17 protein-coding genes are annotated in these 16502 nt (G+C 68.7%); 6 read left to right on the top strand and 11 right to left on the bottom strand.

Annotation, left to right across the window (positions count from 1 at the left end):
• The first annotated feature begins 130 nt into the window (after nt 1-130).
• Complete coding sequence (locus K9D25_RS04765) at nt 131-403, top strand: hypothetical protein (RefSeq protein ID WP_244379814.1); 273 nt, start codon at nt 131-133, stop codon at nt 401-403.
• 12 nt (nt 404-415) lie between these two features.
• Here the strand turns inward: K9D25_RS04765 and K9D25_RS04760 are convergent, their stop codons facing one another.
• The 10 genes from K9D25_RS04760 to K9D25_RS04710 all read right to left on the bottom strand — a co-directional run bounded on the left by K9D25_RS04760 (nt 416) and on the right by K9D25_RS04710 (nt 9196).
• Entirely contained in the window at nt 416-886 is a 471-nt protein-coding gene (locus K9D25_RS04760; protein WP_244379813.1) for a GNAT family N-acetyltransferase, read from the bottom strand.
• 98 nt (nt 887-984) lie between these two features.
• On the bottom strand, nt 985-1227 hold the full coding sequence (gene rpsU, locus K9D25_RS04755; protein ID WP_018388665.1) for a 30S ribosomal protein S21: 243 nt from the start codon (nt 1225-1227) through the stop codon (nt 985-987).
• A gap of 188 nt (nt 1228-1415) precedes the next feature.
• Nucleotides 1416-2036, bottom strand: coding sequence for a DUF1330 domain-containing protein (locus K9D25_RS25045; RefSeq protein WP_432207910.1), 621 nt, complete (start codon nt 2034-2036; stop codon nt 1416-1418).
• A gap of 23 nt (nt 2037-2059) precedes the next feature.
• The gene (pyrF, locus tag K9D25_RS04740; RefSeq protein ID WP_244379812.1) at nt 2060-2770 is read right to left on the bottom strand and encodes an orotidine-5'-phosphate decarboxylase; all 711 of its coding nucleotides are present in this window, start codon (nt 2768-2770) and stop codon (nt 2060-2062) included.
• 48 nt (nt 2771-2818) lie between these two features.
• Nucleotides 2819-3403: an NADPH-dependent FMN reductase gene (locus K9D25_RS04735; protein ID WP_244379811.1), complete on the bottom strand. Its 585-nt coding sequence runs from the start codon at nt 3401-3403 to the stop codon at nt 2819-2821.
• A gap of 33 nt (nt 3404-3436) precedes the next feature.
• A complete protein-coding gene (locus K9D25_RS04730) occupies nt 3437-4072 on the bottom strand; it encodes a class I SAM-dependent methyltransferase (RefSeq protein ID WP_244379810.1) in 636 nt (211 codons plus the stop codon).
• A gap of 141 nt (nt 4073-4213) precedes the next feature.
• Nucleotides 4214-5359, bottom strand: coding sequence for a molecular chaperone DnaJ (gene dnaJ, locus K9D25_RS04725; protein ID WP_244379809.1), 1146 nt, complete (start codon nt 5357-5359; stop codon nt 4214-4216).
• A 211-nt stretch (nt 5360-5570) separates the two neighbouring features.
• Nucleotides 5571-7466 carry a molecular chaperone DnaK gene (gene dnaK, locus K9D25_RS04720; protein WP_244379808.1) on the bottom strand — a complete coding sequence of 632 codons (1896 nt, stop codon included), beginning with the start codon at nt 7464-7466 and terminating at the stop codon, nt 5571-5573.
• Nucleotides 7467-7697: 231 nt separating this feature from the next.
• Nucleotides 7698-8639, bottom strand: a complete 942-nt coding sequence (locus K9D25_RS04715; protein WP_244379807.1) for a sugar phosphate isomerase/epimerase family protein — start codon at nt 8637-8639, stop codon at nt 7698-7700.
• Between the two features lie 158 nt (nt 8640-8797).
• Nucleotides 8798-9196, bottom strand: coding sequence for a VOC family protein (locus K9D25_RS04710; RefSeq protein ID WP_244379806.1), 399 nt, complete (start codon nt 9194-9196; stop codon nt 8798-8800).
• Nucleotides 9197-9378: 182 nt separating this feature from the next.
• Between K9D25_RS04710 and K9D25_RS04705 the strand changes: the two genes are divergently transcribed.
• Genes K9D25_RS04705 through K9D25_RS04695 form a run of 3 tightly spaced genes read left to right on the top strand, consistent with a single transcriptional unit; the run spans nt 9379 to nt 12076 of the window.
• Nucleotides 9379-10068 (top strand): glutathione S-transferase family protein, encoded by a 690-nt coding sequence (locus K9D25_RS04705; protein ID WP_244379805.1) that lies wholly within the window; start codon nt 9379-9381, stop codon nt 10066-10068.
• Nucleotides 10044-11219, top strand: a complete 1176-nt coding sequence (gene queG / locus K9D25_RS04700; RefSeq protein ID WP_244379804.1) for a tRNA epoxyqueuosine(34) reductase QueG — start codon at nt 10044-10046, stop codon at nt 11217-11219. The genes K9D25_RS04705 and queG overlap by 25 nt, the downstream gene beginning before the upstream one ends.
• Nucleotides 11216-12076 carry an NAD-dependent epimerase/dehydratase family protein gene (locus K9D25_RS04695; protein WP_244379803.1) on the top strand — a complete coding sequence of 287 codons (861 nt, stop codon included), beginning with the start codon at nt 11216-11218 and terminating at the stop codon, nt 12074-12076. Before queG ends, K9D25_RS04695 begins: the two co-directional genes overlap by 4 nt.
• Here the strand turns inward: K9D25_RS04695 and K9D25_RS04690 are convergent.
• Nucleotides 12025-12774, bottom strand: a complete 750-nt coding sequence (locus tag K9D25_RS04690; RefSeq protein WP_244379802.1) for a TetR/AcrR family transcriptional regulator — start codon at nt 12772-12774, stop codon at nt 12025-12027. The two genes, K9D25_RS04695 and K9D25_RS04690, sit on opposite strands and share 52 nt — an antisense overlap.
• A gap of 573 nt (nt 12775-13347) precedes the next feature.
• Here K9D25_RS04690 and K9D25_RS04685 point away from each other — a divergent pair.
• Nucleotides 13348-15231 carry a potassium transporter Kup gene (locus K9D25_RS04685; protein ID WP_244379794.1) on the top strand — a complete coding sequence of 628 codons (1884 nt, stop codon included), beginning with the start codon at nt 13348-13350 and terminating at the stop codon, nt 15229-15231.
• Between the two features lie 177 nt (nt 15232-15408).
• Entirely contained in the window at nt 15409-16491 is a 1083-nt protein-coding gene (locus K9D25_RS04680; RefSeq protein WP_244379784.1) for a UPF0104 family protein, read from the top strand.
• The last annotated feature ends 11 nt before the right edge of the window (nt 16492-16502 follow it).

Here is a 16502-nt window from a genome sequence, read left to right as displayed (position 1 = left end):
CAGCTGTCGCTTTTATGCCGCGGCAAATTAACCGTCCTTCAATTCTTGGGCGGACGTGCCGGCACGGCATGCTAAGGTTCGGGCGTTGCGTGCCCCGCGGGGCGGAAGACCGGCACGCGGAGGATTTGGTTTGTCTCAGCATCCTGAAACGCTCGACATCGACGACAAGGCCGACCAGGCCCATGAGGATGAGCGCCATGCCGCGCTCGCCTATCTCGATGAGGCGTGGAACGAAGCCGTCTATGACGGGCTGGACGAGGATTGTCTGGCGCAGGCGGCGCTGTTCACCGCCATTCGCTCCATGGTCGCCACCTATGGCGAGGAGGCCGCCGCCGGCTTTGCCGAGCGTCTGGCCGAGCGCATCCGCGCCGGGGAATACACGATCCCCTATAACCGCCAATAGGCGGCGGCGCTTTCAGGTGCGCTGCCGGGCGAAAATCTCCAGCCCGTCGACATTGGATTCGACCAGCGTCCAGCCCCGCGCCGCGTAATAGGGCGCCAGCGCCGGCTCCGCCGCGAGATAGACGCGCGGATGGCCGGCGGCGAAGGCCGCTTCCGCTGCCCGCGCCATCAGCGCCGCCGCGATGCCCTGCCGGCGGGCTTCCGGCTCCACCCACAGCGCCGCCACCCAGGGCGTCAGCGCGGGACGCTCCTCGACATCGCAGGCGATCAGCGCGACGCAGCCGAGAAAGCGGTCGCCCTCATGGGCGACAAAGGTGGAGGGCACTGGGTCCGTGCCGAAGCTCTCGTCCAGCCGGGCGCGCAGGTCGCCGAGCGGCACGCCTTTTCCCTCCCACCACGCGCGCCAGACCCGATCGGCGACGACGGGCGCGAAGGCCGGGACGGCGCGCAGGTCCGAGAGGGTGGTCGGCACAGGGGTACTCAAAACGCGGACTCTCCAACGCAAAAAGCGCGGCGACAGGCGTCACCGCGCTTGGGATGCGCTCAAAACGTGCGTCCCGCGAGGGGACGCGCCGCGTCGTCTCAGCGCGGGCCGCCGGGAACGACCTTGGGCTTGGAGGGCAGCAGGCCTTCGCGCTGGGCGCGCTTGCGGGCCAGCTTGCGCGCGCGGCGGACGGCCTCAGCCTCCTCGCGGGCGCGCTTCTCGGACGGCTTCTCGTAGTGTCCGCGCAGCTTCATCTCGCGGAAAATGCCCTCGCGCTGCATCTTCTTCTTCAGCGCCTTCAGGGCCTGGTCGACGTTGTTGTCCCGAACGAGAACCTGCACGTGTCTTCCTCTTTCGTGCTTCGCGTGTCGCGCATCGTTGAATTCTGGCGATTGACGCGGGTGTTCCGGAGCTCCGGGACGACGGGCAGCCAATCAGGGTGAGGGCACATAGCAGGACTCACCCGCCTTGTCCACCGGTGCGCGGCGCGGGGCGCGACAAAGCCGCGTGAGGTCTTGAGGCGCCGCTCTCAGACCCCGGCGATGGCGATCACTTCCGCTACCGCCGCCTTGCTGCGGAAGGCGAGGGCGGCCTGATATTCCGGCGAGTGATAGCAGGCGAGGGCGGTGGCCAGGTCCTTGAACGCGACCAGCACATTGCGCGAGCGCGCCGTGCCGTGCACCCCCTCATGCCGGCCGCCGCGCACGACGAACCAGCCCTCATATTTGGCGATGGCGACCGCGTCGGCGGCGACATAGGATTTGTAGGTCTCCATGTCGTGCACGTCGATCCGCATCACCCAATAGCCCGTGCCGGGCCCGTCCGCTGGGCCTTTGATCGTCCCGGAAGCCGGCTGGTCGCCCGCATAGCCCTCAATGATGAGGTGATCGCCGTCCGAAGAGGCGACGCGGTGAGTATAGGCGGCCTGGTATTCCGGCGAGTGGAAGCAGGCGAGCGCGGTGTCGTAATCCTTGAACTCCACCACGACATTGCGCGACAGGGCGGTGCCTTCCAGCGCCTCCGGCGTGCCGCCGCGCACCAGGAAGCGCCCGCCAAAGGCGGCGATGGCCGGCTCCGCGCCCTGCAGATATGGCTTGTAGCCCTCGGTGTCATGCACATCGAGGCGGCTGATCCAGTAGCCCTTGGCCATGGGGTCGGTCCTTCTGCGTCGGTTCAGGAAAGCGCACGGGCGATCTCGGCCTGCACCGCGCGGGCGGCGGCGGCGGGATCGGGCGAGGCGACGATGGGGCGCCCGACCACAAGATGATCGGCCCCGGCGCGGATGGCGGCAAAGGGCGTAGCGATGCGCTTCTGATCACCGACATCGCTGCCGTCCGGGCGCACGCCGGGGGTGACGATGGCGCCCTTGGCCCCCAGCGCGGCGCGCACGGACGCGGCGTCGGTCGGCGCGCAGACGATGCCGTCAATGCCGATCTCGCGCGCCTGCGTCACCCGGCGGGCGACCGTCTCCGCGACGCCGGCGCCATAGCCGGCCTCGCCGAGATCGGCCTCGTCATAGGAGGTGAGCACGGTGACGGCGAGAATGCGCAGCGGGCTGGCGCCCTTGCCTTCCATCGCCGCGCGCATGGTCTGGGGGTAGGCGTGCACGGTGGCGAAGCTGGCGCCGAGCGCGGCGAGGCTGGCCACCCCGCGCGCCACCGTGTTGCCGATATCGTGCAGCTTGAAGTCGATGAACACTTTGCGCCCGTCGGCGATCAGCTCGCGCGCGAGGCCGAGCCCGCCAGCGAAGCCGAGCTCATAGCCGATCTTGTAGAAATTCACGCTGTCCCCGAGCCGGGAAATCACGCTTTCCGCCGCCCCGACCGAGGGCAGGTCGAGCGCTACGATGAGCCGGTCGCGCGGATCGGGAACAGGGGCGTGCATGCAGACGGTCTCCGCGCTCGCGCCTTCCAGGGGAAGACGCCGTCTCGTTCAGGCGCGCAGACCCGCCCGCAGCGCCGCCTGCTCGATAAGCGCTGTCATCACCGCGCGCAACCTTTCGCGCGCCTTCTCGTCGGTGAAGTCGCCGCGTGCGTCGAAGGCGTGGGAGGCGCCGGCCACCATCACCTGCTCGGCGAGCACAAGGCAGCCGAGGCCCAGCGCCAGCGTCTGGCGCAGCATCATCGAGGCGCGGTAGCCACCGAGCCCGCCGGGGGAGGAGGAGCCGATGGCATAGACCGGGCCCTTGAACGCGTCGCCCTCACCCCCGCGCACGCGGCTCGCCCAATCGAGCGCGTTCTTCAGCAGCGGCGGCAGGCCGGCATTGTATTCCGGCGTGGCGATGAACACGCCATCGGCGCGGGCAAGCTGGTCGCGCAGCTGCTTGGCCGCCGGCGGCACGCCCTCCGTGGCTTCGAGATCGCCGTCATAGATTGGCATCGGGTAGTCGGCGAGCGAGAGCAGCACCGGCTCGCAGTCCATCTGCGCCAGTTCCTTGGCCGCCAGCGCGGCGAGGCTGGCGGAGAAGGAACCGGTGCGAATGGAGCCGGCGAAAGTGAGGATACGCGGCGGGCGCATGAAGAACCTCCTGGGGTGGCGGCGCTTCCGGCCTCACGCGCTGATGGCGGCAAGCTCCGGCGCGGCGGCCTCGCGCTTGGTGGAACGATACACCCAGACGCGCGCCGGCGGCAGGTTGGCCCAGATGCGCTGGCTGACATGGGCGTCGAACCGCTCCGGCGCCAGCGGCACCGGCGAGACGACGGCATAGGTGAACTGGATGAAGGGTGCGCGGGGCGCGCAAAGGCCGAAGGCCTGGTTGAGCAGCCCGTGGCGCTCGGGCGCCGGGCGGGTGAACAGCGGCAGGCTGGAGACCACAGCCGCCGCCGGACGATCGAGCTGGCCGTCGAGCGTGTGGGCCATGTTGTAGGCGTCGCCCTGAATGACGGTGGCGGCGGGGAAGCGCAGCCGCAGCAGCTTGCAGAATTCCGGATTGTACTCGATCAGCACCAGCCGCTCCGGCGCGACGCCGCGGGCGATGAGCGCGGCGGTCACCGGGCCGGTGCCGGGGCCGAGTTCGATCACCGGGCCGTCCTGCGCGGGGTCGACATAGCTCGCCATGGTGCGGGCCAGCGCCCGGCCCGAGGGCGACACCGCCCCGGTGCGGAGCGGATTCTGCAGCCAGGACTGGAGGAAGCGAACTTCGTCGGGGCGCTCTTTCGGCGAGGGGACGGCAGAACGATGGAGCATGCGACTTCGATTCCGGTAAGCCGTGGCGGGAAGGCGCGGCACGCAGGAGCGCGCGGGGCGGCAGGAGACCGAGAGCGACACTAAAGGCCGCAAGCCCTCCTGTTAAGGCCCCGCGATGACGCGCCGATTACGTTTTGCGGCTTAATCGGCGTCGCCGGCAAAGAAATCCTTCACCTTGGCAAAGAAGCCGCTGGATTCGGGATGCGTGTCCTTTGAACATTCCGCATCGAATTCCGCCAGAAGTTCACGCTGACGTCGCGTCAGGTTCTGTGGCGTTTCGACGACGACCTGCACATACATGTCGCCGCGCGTGCGGCTACGCAGTACCGGCATGCCCTTGCCGGACAGGCGGAAGCGCTTGCCGGACTGGGTGCCCTCAGGGATTTTCACCTTGGTTGTTTCGCCGTCGATGGTCGGCACCTCGCAGGTGCCCCCCAGCGCGGCGGTGACCATGGAGATCGGCGCGCGGCAGAACAGGTCCGCCCCATCGCGCTGGAAGAAGTCATGCGGCGCGAGGGAGAGGAAAATGTAGAGGTCGCCCGGCGGGCCGCCGCGCACCCCGGCCTCGCCCTCATTGCCGAGGCGGATGCGGGTGCCGTCTTCCACGCCGGCGGGGATCGCCACTTCCAGCGTGCGCTCCTTGGTGGTGCGGCCGGCGCCGGCGCAGGCCGGGCACGGGTCCTCGATCACCTGACCGCGGCCCTGGCAGGTCGGGCAGGTCCGCTCAAGGGTGAAGAAGCCCTGCGCCTGGCGGATGCGGCCGGAGCCGGAGCAGGTGCGGCAGGTGGTGGGCTGGGTGCCGGGCTTGGCGCCGCTGCCCGAGCAGCTCTCGCAGGTGATGGAGGTCGGCAGGCGGATGGTCGCATCCTTGCCGGCAAACGCCTCCTCCAGCGTGATTTCCATGTTGTAGCGCAGGTCCGCGCCGCGCTCGCGCCCGCCGCGTCCCCCGCCGCCACCACCGCGCCGGCCGCCCGACATGCCGAACAGATCGTCGAAAATATCGGAGAAGGTCGAGGCGAAGTCGGAGCCGAAGCCGGGCCCGCCGGCGCCGCCCATGCCGCCGTCGAAAGCGGCGTGGCCGAAGCGGTCATAGGCGGCGCGCTTCTGCGGGTCCTTCAGAACGTCATAGGCCTCGCTGATCTCCTTGAAGCGCAGCTCGGCGTCGCTGTTGCCGGGGTTCTTGTCCGGGTGCCACTTCATGGCGAGCTTGCGGTAGGAGCTTTTCAGCTCACCGTCGCTGCAGGTCCGGGTGACTTCGAGGAGTTCGTAATAGTCGCGTTTGGACATGGGTCGCTGTGCCGTCGCATCCTTGGCCGCCGCCGGCGCGTCCTGCGGCGGGCGGTTCGGGCCGCCATGCAGGAAGCTTGCCGGGAAGGGCCCGGGCGCTGCGCCTGCGTGAAGGGCTTAACGCCACCCGTGGCGGCGCGCCACCGGCGGCGCGGCCACGGAAAGAAATCCGCCCCCGGAACGAGATCCGGGGGCGGCGCTCAGAGAGGAATCAGGCCGACTTCTTCTTGTCGTCGTCGACCTCGGTGAACTCGGCGTCCACCACATCGTCCTTCGGCGCTTCGGCGCTGCCGGCATCGCCCTGCTGCGAGGCGTACATGGCTTCGCCCAGCTTGAGGGAGGCCTGCGCCAGCGTGTTGGTCTTGGCGGCGATCGCCTCGCCGTCATTGCCTTCCATCGCCGATTTGAGATCGGCCAGCGCCGTCTCGATCGCGGCCTTCTCGGCCGCGCCGACCTTGTCGCCATATTCGGCCAGCGACTTCTCGGTCGAGTGGATCAGCGCCTCGGCGTGGTTCTTCGCCTCGACCGCCGCACGCCGCTTCTTGTCTTCCTCGGCATGCGCCTCGGCGTCCTTCACCATCTTGTCGATGTCGGCGTCCGAGAGGCCGCCCGAGGCCTGGATGCGGATCTGCTGTTCCTTGCCGGTGCCCTTGTCCTTGGCCGAGACATTGACCAGGCCGTTGGCGTCGATGTCGAAGGCGACCTCCACCTGCGGCACGCCGCGCGGCGCCGGGGGAATGCCGACGAGGTCGAACTGGCCGAGCAGCTTGTTGTCCGCCGCCATTTCGCGCTCGCCCTGGAACACGCGGATGGTCACCGCGGTCTGGCCATCCTCGGCGGTGGAGAACACCTGGCTCTTCTTCGTCGGGATGGTGGTGTTGCGGTCGATCAGGCGGGTGAACACGCCGCCCAGCGTCTCGATGCCGAGCGAGAGCGGGGTCACGTCGAGCAGCAGCACGTCCTTCACGTCGCCCTGCAGCACGCCCGCCTGGATCGCGGCGCCGATGGCGACCACTTCATCCGGGTTGACGCCCTTGTGGGGCTCCTTGCCGAAGAACTGCTTCACCATCTCCTGCACCTTGGGCATGCGGGTCATGCCGCCGACGAGCACGACCTCGTCGATCTGCCCGGCGGTGAGGCCGGCATCCTTGAGCGCCTTCTTGCAGGGCTCCATGGTGCGCTGGATCAGGTCGTCCACCAGCGCCTCGAACTTGGCGCGGGTGAGCTTCATGGTCAGATGCTTCGGGCCCGAGGCGTCCGCCGTGATGAAGGGCAGGTTGATTTCGGTCTGCGAGGCGCTCGACAGCTCGATCTTGGCCTTTTCGGCGGCTTCCTTCAGCCGCTGCAGGGCGAGCTTGTCGTTGCGCAGGTCGATGCCCTGCTCCTTCTTGAACTCGTCGGCGAGATAGGTGACGAGCCGCATGTCGAAGTCTTCGCCGCCCAGGAACGTGTCGCCGTTCGTGGACTTCACCTCGAACACGCCGTCGCCGATCTCCAGAACCGACACGTCGAACGTGCCGCCGCCGAGGTCGTAGACCGCGATCGTGCCGGCCGACTTCTTGTCGAGGCCGTAGGCGAGCGCGGCGGCGGTGGGCTCGTTGATGATGCGCAGCACTTCAAGGCCGGCGATGCGGCCGGCGTCCTTGGTGGCCTGGCGCTGGGCGTCGTTGAAATAGGCCGGGACGGTGATGACCGCCTTGTCGACCTTGGCGCCGAGATAGGCCTCGGCCGTCTCCTTCATCTTCTGCAGGGTGAAGGCGGAGATCTGCGAGGGCGAATACTTCTTGCCGTCCGCTTCCAGCCACGCATCGCCATTGTCGGCGCGCACGATCTGGTAGGGGACGAGCTTCTTGTCCTTCTCGACCATCGGGTCTTCGTAGCGGCGGCCGATGAGGCGCTTGACAGCGAAGAAGGTGCGCTCGGGGTTCGTCACCGCCTGGCGCTTGGCCGGCTGGCCGACGAGGCGCTCGCCATCCTCGGTAAAGGCGACGATGGACGGCGTGGTGCGCGCGCCTTCCGCGTTCTCGATCACCTTCGGGGTCGAGCCTTCCATGACCGCGACGCAGCTATTGGTCGTGCCGAGATCGATGCCGATGACTTTAGACATGTGTTTCTCCTTCCGGCAGGCCGGCCGGACCTTCTTGAAGCACCCGGGGAGGTACGGTCAGATGTGCCGCGCCCCCGGACCGGCCCCCAAACAATCGGGTACGACGCTATCCGCGCCGTTCGGGGCCGATATAGGGGGCGGCCGTTTCCGCCGCAAGAAGCAGCGTGCGCGGAAAAGATGCGCGCGGCGAAAGCCTCGCCCGGCAAGGGGATGGCGCGTGCGCGGGAGCGCTCACGTCGCCGGCGTTACCGCCGCCTGAAAGCGCCCGGCCAGCGCCCGCAGCACCGGCACCTGGTCGCTCAGTTCGCGCCAGTGGCGGGGGTTGAGTTCGAGAATGGCGACGGCGCCGGCGGGCGGGCGCACCATCTGCACCACCGCGTCCCAGTCGATGCCACCCCAGCCGATCGGCAGGTGCAGATCGCCCTCGCCGAAGGCCACCGCCTCGGCCGGGTCGTAGTACCACACATCGCCCGGCCGGCGCTCATTGGGGCGGCCGAAGGAATCGTGCAGGTGGAAATGCGCGATATGCGGCGCCAGCGCCGCCATCTCGGCGATCGGGTCGAGCCGCGCATCGGTGCAGCGAATATAGGCGTGGCTCACATCCAGCGTCGCCTTGACCGCGGGATGGTCGATCGCCGCCAGTTCGCCGGCAAGCTTGGCCGGGGTCGCGGTCTCGCGCGCATGGATGAAGCGGAAGATGTTTTCCACGCACAGCGTCACCCCCTTCGCCGCCGCGAGGTCGCCGGCGCGGGCAAGGGCGTCGCGCTGGCGGGAATAGGCGACTTCGATATCGTCGTCGGCATCGCGCACGAAGCCGGAATGCATGACGAGGTTCTGCGCGCCGATGGCGGCGGCGATCTCGATATGGGCGGCCAGCACCTCTTCATGGCGCCGCAGGCGCTCGGGCAGGTCCATCAGATTGACCGCGAGCGCGCCATGCACGCTGTAGCCGAGCCGCCGGCGCTCCAGCGCCCGGACGAGGTCTTTCAGCCGGTTGTCGAGGATGCGCCCGTTCACCACCAGGTGCCAGGCGTAGACGGGAAGTTCCACGAGATCGACGCCCAGCGCTTCCGCCTCGTCGAGCCCGGCTCCCACATCGTCGAATTCGGGGCTCCCTTCACGAAGGGAGAAGCCGCAGGCGCGAATGGCGGGAACCGGGATGTGAAACTGCATCGTGGCGATCTTCCCCTTGGGGCAGGCGTGAACGAAAAGGGGCGGCGGCGAGGCGCCGGCCCGTCCATATTACGGCACATATATGGCACGTCCGTAACGGATCGACCGAATCATTCGAAGTTACGGTAGGTTAGTCAGCGCAGGCGTCTGCCTGCCGGTCACATTTTGGGGGTCATCCACCCCGCCACCGCCCCTTGCGAATCGCAAACGATGGCGATGCGGCCGACCCCCGGCACATCGAAAGGCGCGCGCAGCACGGTTCCGCCTGCGGCAAGGGCGCGCTCGCAGCGCGCATCGACATCGTCGACCGCGATATAGGGCAGCCAGTGCTCGGGAATGCCGTCGAATTCGGCTCCCTGCAGAGGGAATATGCCGCCGATCTGGGCCTCACCCTGGCGGATGATCCAGTAATCCGGCCCGCCCTCGATCGGCATGGGCTCGAACGTCCACCCCATGGTCGCCGCATAGAACGCCTTGGCGGCGGGAACGTCGCGGCTGTTGAGTTCGTTCCAGATGAAGATGCCGTGCGGACGCCCGGACCCGGCCGTCGTTTCCATGGTGTTTCTCCCTGCCCCGTTAACGCTTCGCACACCATAACCCGAAAAGCCCGGCCGGGTTCGTCGCCCGGCAGAGCCGCACCCGCCTTGTTCACGCCGCGATGGCTTGCGATGAGCCGCGATCCCTTCTAGACCGATTTCAGGCGCCGCCCGCCCACGGTCCGCGACAACCCTCCCGGAACATGCAGCTTTATCACCACCCCTTCTGCGCCCATTCGCGACTCGTGCGTCTCGCCCTCAGCGAGATGGGCATCGAGCCCGAACTGATCGAAGAGAGGGTGTGGGAGCGCCGTCCGGAGTTTCTCATGCTCGATCCCGCCGGCGCGACGCCGGTGCTGGTGGAGGATGACGGCTTCGTGGTGCCGGGTATCGACCCCATCACCGAATATCTCGACGAGACGCGCGGCAGCGCACTGGGCAACCGGCGCCTGCTGCCGGTTCATATTGGCGAGCGGGTCGAGGTGCGCCGGCTCTCCGCCTGGTTCAACCACAAATTCTTCGCCGAAGTCTCCGAGCCGCTGGTGCGCGAGAAGGTGTACAAGCGCTACACCCCGCGCGAACTCGGCGGTGGTCCGCCTGACATGGCCACCATCCGCGCGGCGCGCTCCAATATCCGTTATCATCTGCAATATATCGGCTGGCTGCTGAAGGCGCGGAACTGGCTCGCCGGCGACCGCATGACCTATGCCGATCTCGCCGCCGCCGCGCATATTTCCAGCGTCGACTATCTCGGCGACGTGCCCTGGGACGAAGATGAGGGAGCGAAGATCTGGTACGCCCGCATCAAGTCGCGTCCGTCGTTCCGGCCGCTGCTCGCGCTGACCATGGCGGGCATGCCGCCGGCGCCGTGCTACGCGGATCTGGATTTCTGACGCCGCAGGCGGCCAGGGACCACCTGTTCGCGCTCGCCCGCGCGGAAGGCTTCGACGCCATGGGCATCGCCGCTGCCGACGCCATCCCCCATGCCGGGCCGCGCCTCTATGAGTGGATCATGGATGGCGCGCATGGCGAGATGGCGTGGATGCCGGAGACGGCCGAACGTCGCGCCGCGCCGGCCAATATGTGGCCGGAGGTCGCCTCGCTGCTGATGCTCGGGCTGAATTACGGGCCGGACGAGGACCCGCGCGCCATCCTTTCCGCCCGCACGCGCGGGGCGATCTCGGTCTATGCCCGCGGCGACGATTATCATGAGCTGATCAAGGGCAAGCTCAAGCGCATCGCCTCGCGCTTCGTGCCCCGCGCCGGCGCGCCGGGCACGGTCGCCGTCAAGGTGTTCGTCGATACCGCGCCGCTGATGGAAAAGCCGCTGGCGCAGGCGGCCGGGCTCGGCTGGCAGGGCAAGCACACCAATCTCGTCTCGCGCGACAAGGGCTCCTGGCTGTTCCTCGGCGCCATCGCCACCAATCTCGCGCTTCCCACTGACGCGCCGGAGGTCGACCATTGCGGCTCCTGCCGCGCCTGCCTCGACGCCTGCCCGACCGACGCCTTCCCCGCGCCCTACCGCATCGATGCGCGCCGCTGCATCTCCTATCTCACCATCGAGCTGAAGGGCGCCATCCCGCGCGAATTGCGGCCGCTGATCGGCAACCGCATCTATGGCTGCGACGATTGCCTCGCCGCCTGCCCGTGGAACAAATTCGCCGCGCTCGGCCGCGAAACGCGGCTCGCGGCGCGGGAGGAGAACCGCGCCCCGGCGCTGGCCGAACTGGCGCGGCTTGACGATGCCGCGTTCCGCGCGCGCTTTTCCAAGAGCCCGGTCAAGCGCATCGGCCGCGCCCGCTTCCTGCGTAATGTGCTGGTGGCGATCGGCAATTCCGGCGATGGGACCCTCGCGCCCGAGGCCGAGCGGCATCTTGGCGATACCGATCCGCTGGTGCGCGGCGCGGCGGTGTGGGCGCTCGCCCGGCTGCTGCCGGCCGCCGCCTTCGCCGCCCACAGCGCTGCCCATGCGGGCGAAACCGACGCCGAGGTGCGGGCGGAATGGCAACTGGCCCTGAGTGATTCAGCGGGAGAGCACGCATGACCCACACCCTGCTCTGTCTCGGGCATGGTTATTGCGCCCGGCGCTTCGTCGCCCTGCATGGCGCCTCCTTCGCCCGCCGCATCGGCACCAGCCGCACGGGCGCGCCGTCGGCCGGCATGGAGATGCTGCGCTTCGACGGTGACGCCCCGCCGGCCTTGCTCGCCGCCGCCCGCGCCGCGGATGCGGTGCTGATCTCCGCCGCGCCGGGGGAGGCGGGCGACCCGTTCCTCGGCCCGCTCGGCGAGGCCCTGGCGCAAGGGCAGGGGCCGCTGGTCTACCTCTCCACCATCGGCGTCTATGGCGATTCCGGCGGGGCGTGGATCGACGAGGGCGCCCCCACCGCCGCCGCCGCGCCGCGCGCCCGCCGCCGCATCGAGGCGGAGGCCGGCTGGCAGGCGCTCGGTCGCCGTGCCGGGCGTCCGGTGGCGGTGCTGCGGCTCGGAGGCATCTATGGTCCCGGCCGCAACGCGCTGATCGACGTGGCGGACGGCACCGCGCGCTGCATCGAGCGCGCGGGCCAGGTGTTCAACCGCATCCATGTCGACGACATCGCCGGCGCCATCGCCGCCGCCGTGGCGCAGCGCTTCGACGGGGTGGTGAATGTGGTGGACGACGAACCCTCGCCCTCCTGCGCCCCGGTGCGCGAGGCTGCGCAATTGCTCGGCGTCGAACCTCCGGCGCCCGAGCGCTTCGAGGAGGCGTCCGCGCGCATGTCGCCGATGGCGCTGTCCTTCTGGGCGGATAACCGGCGGGTGCGCAATGAACGGCTCCATGCGCTCATCGGCGGCGGCCTGCGCTACCCGACCTATCGCGAGGGGCTGTCGGCGCTGGCGGCGTCGGTGCCCGCCGGAGCGTAGGGCGCGAGCCGCGGGCCGGCGAAGGCGGCGAGGAACGACCCCACCATGTGGTTGACCACCTGAGCCGTGGCCGCCTCGTCCGGGCGGGAAGGGTCGCCGAACACCATGGGCATGATCAGCTTGCCCTGGCAGCCAAGCACAAACTGCCACGCCGCCATCTCCACATCGGCGATCGCGAGCTCGCCCTGCGCGATCTTCGCCCGCAGCCAACCGGACAGCCGCAGCACGCCGGCCTCCTGGCTCGCTTCGAGATAGGCACGGCCGATGATCGGCAGCTTTTCCGCGACGCCGATCACCATCCGCACCGTGCGGATATGGGCGGGCTCGAGCATGGCCTCGATATAGCGGGAGGCGAGGGCGCGCAGCGTCGCTTCCGTGGGCGCATCGGGGTCGAGCTCAAAGCAGGCTTCTGCCGTGCGGCTGCATTCCTCCGTCACCAGCGCGGCGAACAGGTCTTCCTTGGAGGTGAAATAGACATAGAGCGTGCCCTTGGAGACGCCGGCGACGCGGGCGATCTCGCCCATGCTGGCTCCGTCATAACCGGAGGCGAGGAACACCTCGCGCGCGCCGCGCAGAATCTGCTCCCGTTTCGGTGCAGGCTGGGCGGATGCCGCTCCACCACCACCGGGCCCGACCGGCGTTCGGCCGGCGGCAGGCTGGGCACTCGACTGGTGGGCGAAGTCCGGTAAAGCAGCCATGAACAATCAGATCGGAGGAGCAATGAGGCGCGATGTCTGCCGCACTGTGCGCGGCATCCACCCAGGCAGGCAAGCAATCCTAACACCGCCGACCGTTCGAAATCCACAATTGACCGAACGGTTCGGTTCGATGTTGATCTGACCGGTCGAACCGCTTAAGGATCGACGCGCCAGCCGCGCTGGTCCGAAGGAACCCGCAAGCCTTTGGACATGTCAGTTCCGCTGGTAGAGGGAGGAGGGATCAACCGCCCCCAGAAACCTCCTCCCTCGCCTTGCACCTCCACCGGCCGCGCCGGGTCACATTCGTGTGTGAACATGCAATGCGCGCTCGGATAGGGGGCCTGACGCCGCCCCGGCGGTGCTCACACAGCGCTTGGCGGCGATGGCGCGGCGGGGTATTGCTGCGGTGCCCCCGATGCCTCGGCATTGTTCTGCGTGAATCGGCCTTGATGCCCCGTCCCTTCGCCTCGCTTTCTGCGCCCATGCTCTCTGCCTGCCTCCCCTTTGGCGGATGGTGGGACCCTGCCGCCTGTGCCGGCCGTCGGCGCGCCGTTCGCGGCGAGGGGGCGTTGCATGGCTGAGCGCCGCTCCGCCGGGCGCCGGGCGATCCCCTTCACCGCCGAGCTGGCGGCGCTTGGCGTCGTGTTCGGCGATATCGGCACCAGCCCGCTCTATGCGTTCAAGCAGGGGCTGAACGCCGTGGGCGGCCCGGGCGTGTCCGATGCCGACGTGCTGGGCCTGCTCTCGCTCATCAGCTGGGCGATCATTCTCTCCGTCACCCTGAAATACGTCATGCTGGTGCTGCGGGCCGACAATGACGGCGAAGGCGGCATCCTCGCCCTCGTCACCCTGCTGGACCTGCACCGCTCCGCCACCGGCAAGCGCCTGTTCCTACTGATCGCCGGCCTCGTCGGCGCCGCCATGCTCATTGGCGATGGCGTGCTCACGCCTGCCATTTCGGTGCTGTCGGCGATGGAGGGGCTGGAGGTGATCGCCCCCGAGCTCGACCATTGGATCGTCGCCGCCACGGTGCTGGTCATTCTGCTGGTCTTCATCTCCCAGCGGGCGGGCACGGAGCGCATCGGCGCCTTTTACGGGCCGGTGATGCTGATTTGGTTCCTGTCGCTGGCGGCGCTGGGCATCCATGGCATCGTGCAGGCGCCGCAGGTGCTGGCGGCGCTGGATCCGCGCCACGGCATCCTGCTGCTCGCCGACAACCCGCTTCTTTCCGGGCTCATTCTCGGCGCCACCTTCCTGGCGGTCACCGGCGGTGAGGCACTCTATGCCGATCTCGGCCATTTCGGCCGGCCGGTCATCACCCGCGCCTGGCTGTTCGTCGCCATGCCGTCCCTGCTGCTCAACTATTACGGCCAGGGCGCGAATGTGCTGGTGCACCGCGAATCCGTGCGCAACCCGTTTTACGACCTGACGCCGGAAATGTTCGAGGTGCCGCTGCTGATACTGGCGACACTGGCGACGATCATCGCCTCGCAGGCCATCATCACCGGCGTGTTCTCCCTCGCCAAGCAGGCCATCGAACTCGGCTACCTGCCGCCGATGCGCATCCGCTACACCAGCGAGCACAATGACCAGCACATCTATGTCGGCCGGCTGAACTGGATCATGATGGCGGCCTGCGCGGCCATCGTCGTTTCCTTCGGCTCCTCCGACCGGCTCGCCTCCGCCTATGGCATCGCCGTGGCGATGGCGATGGTCTCCACCACCTTCCTGTTCGTCGCCTATGTCCGCCGCCGCTGGCACTGGCCCTGGCCGGCGCTGGTGGGGCTGGCGGGCGGGCTGGGGGTGATCGACCTCTCTTTCGCCACCGCCAACCTCACCAAGCTGCACGATGGCGGCTGGCTTCCGGTCACCATCGCCGCGCTGGTGCTGGTGGTCATGGTGTCGTGGCGGCGCGGCATGGAAGGGGTGGGGCTGCAGCAGCGCCGCTTCACCGAGCCGCTGGACGATTTCGTCGCCAAGGGTCGCCCGGCGGGCTGCGCGGTGAGCCCGCGCACCGCCATTTTCCTTTCCCGTGGCGGAGCCATGACGCCGGTGGCGCTGGGTCGCCTGTCGGAACTGCTCAATGTGCAGTTCACCCGCGCCGTCATCGTCTCGGTGTGGGTCGCCTCGCGCCCGCGCGTGCCGGTGGATGAGCGGGTGCGCGTGCTGCCGCTCGACTCCGCCCATCTGCGCATCGATGTGCGCTTCGGCTATATGCAGCAGATCGATGTGCCGGCCGTGCTGGGTCCGGCGCTGTACGCCCAGGGCATCGATCCCGACGATGCGGTCTATGTCATCGGTCACGAGCGTGTGATGCCGCCCGACGATATTCTGGGCGTGCGCGACGTGCTCGCCCATATCTTCGCCTTCCTCGCCCGCAATGCCGAGCGCTCGGTCGACCGCTTCGGCCTGCCGCGCCCGCGTACCATCGAGATCGGCTATCCGGTCCGGCTGTGAACGGGTGGGGACGGGGCGTCACGGCCCGCGCGTCACCGCCGCGTCACATGTCCGGCGTCCTGTGGCGCCTGCCGGCGGGATGCGCTAATGCGACGCTTGGTCGACCGTGTTTCACAAGGCCGCCGGGTCTGCTAGGGCTGGCCGGCACACTGGCATAACAGCAGGGACGGAGACGCGATGAAGGGACTGAAGGCGATCGCCGGCTGGCTGCGCGCGCGGCTTGGCTGGCACACGCTCGGTCTGGTCGCGAGCCTCGTCATCATCGGCATCGCCGTCTTCGTGCTCTACAAGATGCTGCGCAACATCCGGCCCGCCGAGGTGCTGGAGGCGATCTCGGGCACGGATCCCTGGCGCATCGGGGTGGCGGCGCTGCTCGTGGCGGGGGCCTATTTCACCCTCACCTTCTATGACTGGTTCGCCCTGCGCACCATCGGCAAGCCGCATGTGCCCTATCGGGTCGCGGCGCTCGCCTCCTTCACCTCCTATTCCATCGGCCACAATATCGGCTTCTCCGCCTTTACCGGCGGCACGGTGCGCTACCGCATCTATTCCGCGCACGGGCTGGGCGCGGTGGATGTGGCCAAGCTCTGCTTCATCACCGGCCTCACCTTCTGGCTCGGCAACATCGCCATTCTCGGCCTCGGCGTCTCGGTCGAGCCCTGGGCGGCCAGCGCCGTGGACCACCTGCCCCCCTGGGTCAACCGGCTGATCGGCCTCGCTCTGCTCGCCGGCCTCGCCGCCTATGTCACCTGGGTGGGGCTGAAGCCGCGCCGCATCGGTGTCGGCAAGGGGCACTGGACCGTGACCCTGCCGGGGTGGAAGCTCACCCTGCTGCAGATCGTCATTGGCATCATCGATCTCTCCTTCTGCGCCGCGGCCATGTATGTGCTGATGCCGCAGCAGCCCTATATCGATCCGATCGCGCTCGGCGTGGTGTTCATCTCCGCCACGCTGCTCGGCTTCGCCAGCCATGCGCCGGGCGGGCTCGGCGTGTTCGACGCGGCGATGCTGGTGGCGCTGCCGCAATTCGAGACCGAGCCGCTGCTCGGCGCGCTGCTGCTGCTGCGCCTGCTCTATTACGTCACGCCCTTCGCCATCGCGCTGATCCTGATGGGCGCGCGCGAACTGATGATGAGCCGACGCCGGCTCGACGCCAAAAAGGGCATCTCGCCCGATCCGCTCGCCGCCCTGCCGGTGATCGAGCCGGACGCTGCCCCGGGCGAGGCTTCCAAGCCGCAGCGCCGTCGCGCCGCCGGCTGAGGCGGCGCGCG

The organism is Ancylobacter polymorphus (genome assembly GCF_022836935.1).
Taxonomy (GTDB): Bacteria; Pseudomonadota; Alphaproteobacteria; order Rhizobiales; family Xanthobacteraceae; genus Ancylobacter; species Ancylobacter polymorphus_A.
This window is presented reverse-complemented; position numbering and strand designations above follow the sequence as displayed.

Bases quoted from the DNA above. Each gene is read 5' to 3' on its own strand.
- K9D25_RS04695 (WP_244379803.1), top strand. From the start codon at position 11,216: ATGACCCACACCCTGCTCTGTCTCGGGCATGGTTATTGCGCCCGGCGC.
- pyrF (WP_244379812.1), bottom strand. From the start codon at position 2,770: ATGCACGCCCCTGTTCCCGATCCGCGCGACCGGCTCATCGTAGCGCTC.
- K9D25_RS04730 (WP_244379810.1), bottom strand. From the start codon at position 4,072: ATGCTCCATCGTTCTGCCGTCCCCTCGCCGAAAGAGCGCCCCGACGAA.
- K9D25_RS04685 (WP_244379794.1), top strand. From the start codon at position 13,348: ATGGCTGAGCGCCGCTCCGCCGGGCGCCGGGCGATCCCCTTCACCGCC.
- K9D25_RS04705 (WP_244379805.1), top strand. From the start codon at position 9,379: ATGCAGCTTTATCACCACCCCTTCTGCGCCCATTCGCGACTCGTGCGT.
- K9D25_RS04680 (WP_244379784.1), top strand. From the start codon at position 15,409: ATGAAGGGACTGAAGGCGATCGCCGGCTGGCTGCGCGCGCGGCTTGGC.
- K9D25_RS25045 (WP_432207910.1), bottom strand. From the start codon at position 2,036: ATGGCCAAGGGCTACTGGATCAGCCGCCTCGATGTGCATGACACCGAG.
- K9D25_RS04735 (WP_244379811.1), bottom strand. From the start codon at position 3,403: ATGCGCCCGCCGCGTATCCTCACTTTCGCCGGCTCCATTCGCACCGGT.
- dnaJ (WP_244379809.1), bottom strand. From the start codon at position 5,359: ATGTCCAAACGCGACTATTACGAACTCCTCGAAGTCACCCGGACCTGC.
- K9D25_RS04690 (WP_244379802.1), bottom strand. From the start codon at position 12,774: ATGGCTGCTTTACCGGACTTCGCCCACCAGTCGAGTGCCCAGCCTGCC.
- dnaK (WP_244379808.1), bottom strand. From the start codon at position 7,466: ATGTCTAAAGTCATCGGCATCGATCTCGGCACGACCAATAGCTGCGTC.
- K9D25_RS04715 (WP_244379807.1), bottom strand. From the start codon at position 8,639: ATGCAGTTTCACATCCCGGTTCCCGCCATTCGCGCCTGCGGCTTCTCC.
- K9D25_RS04710 (WP_244379806.1), bottom strand. From the start codon at position 9,196: ATGGAAACGACGGCCGGGTCCGGGCGTCCGCACGGCATCTTCATCTGG.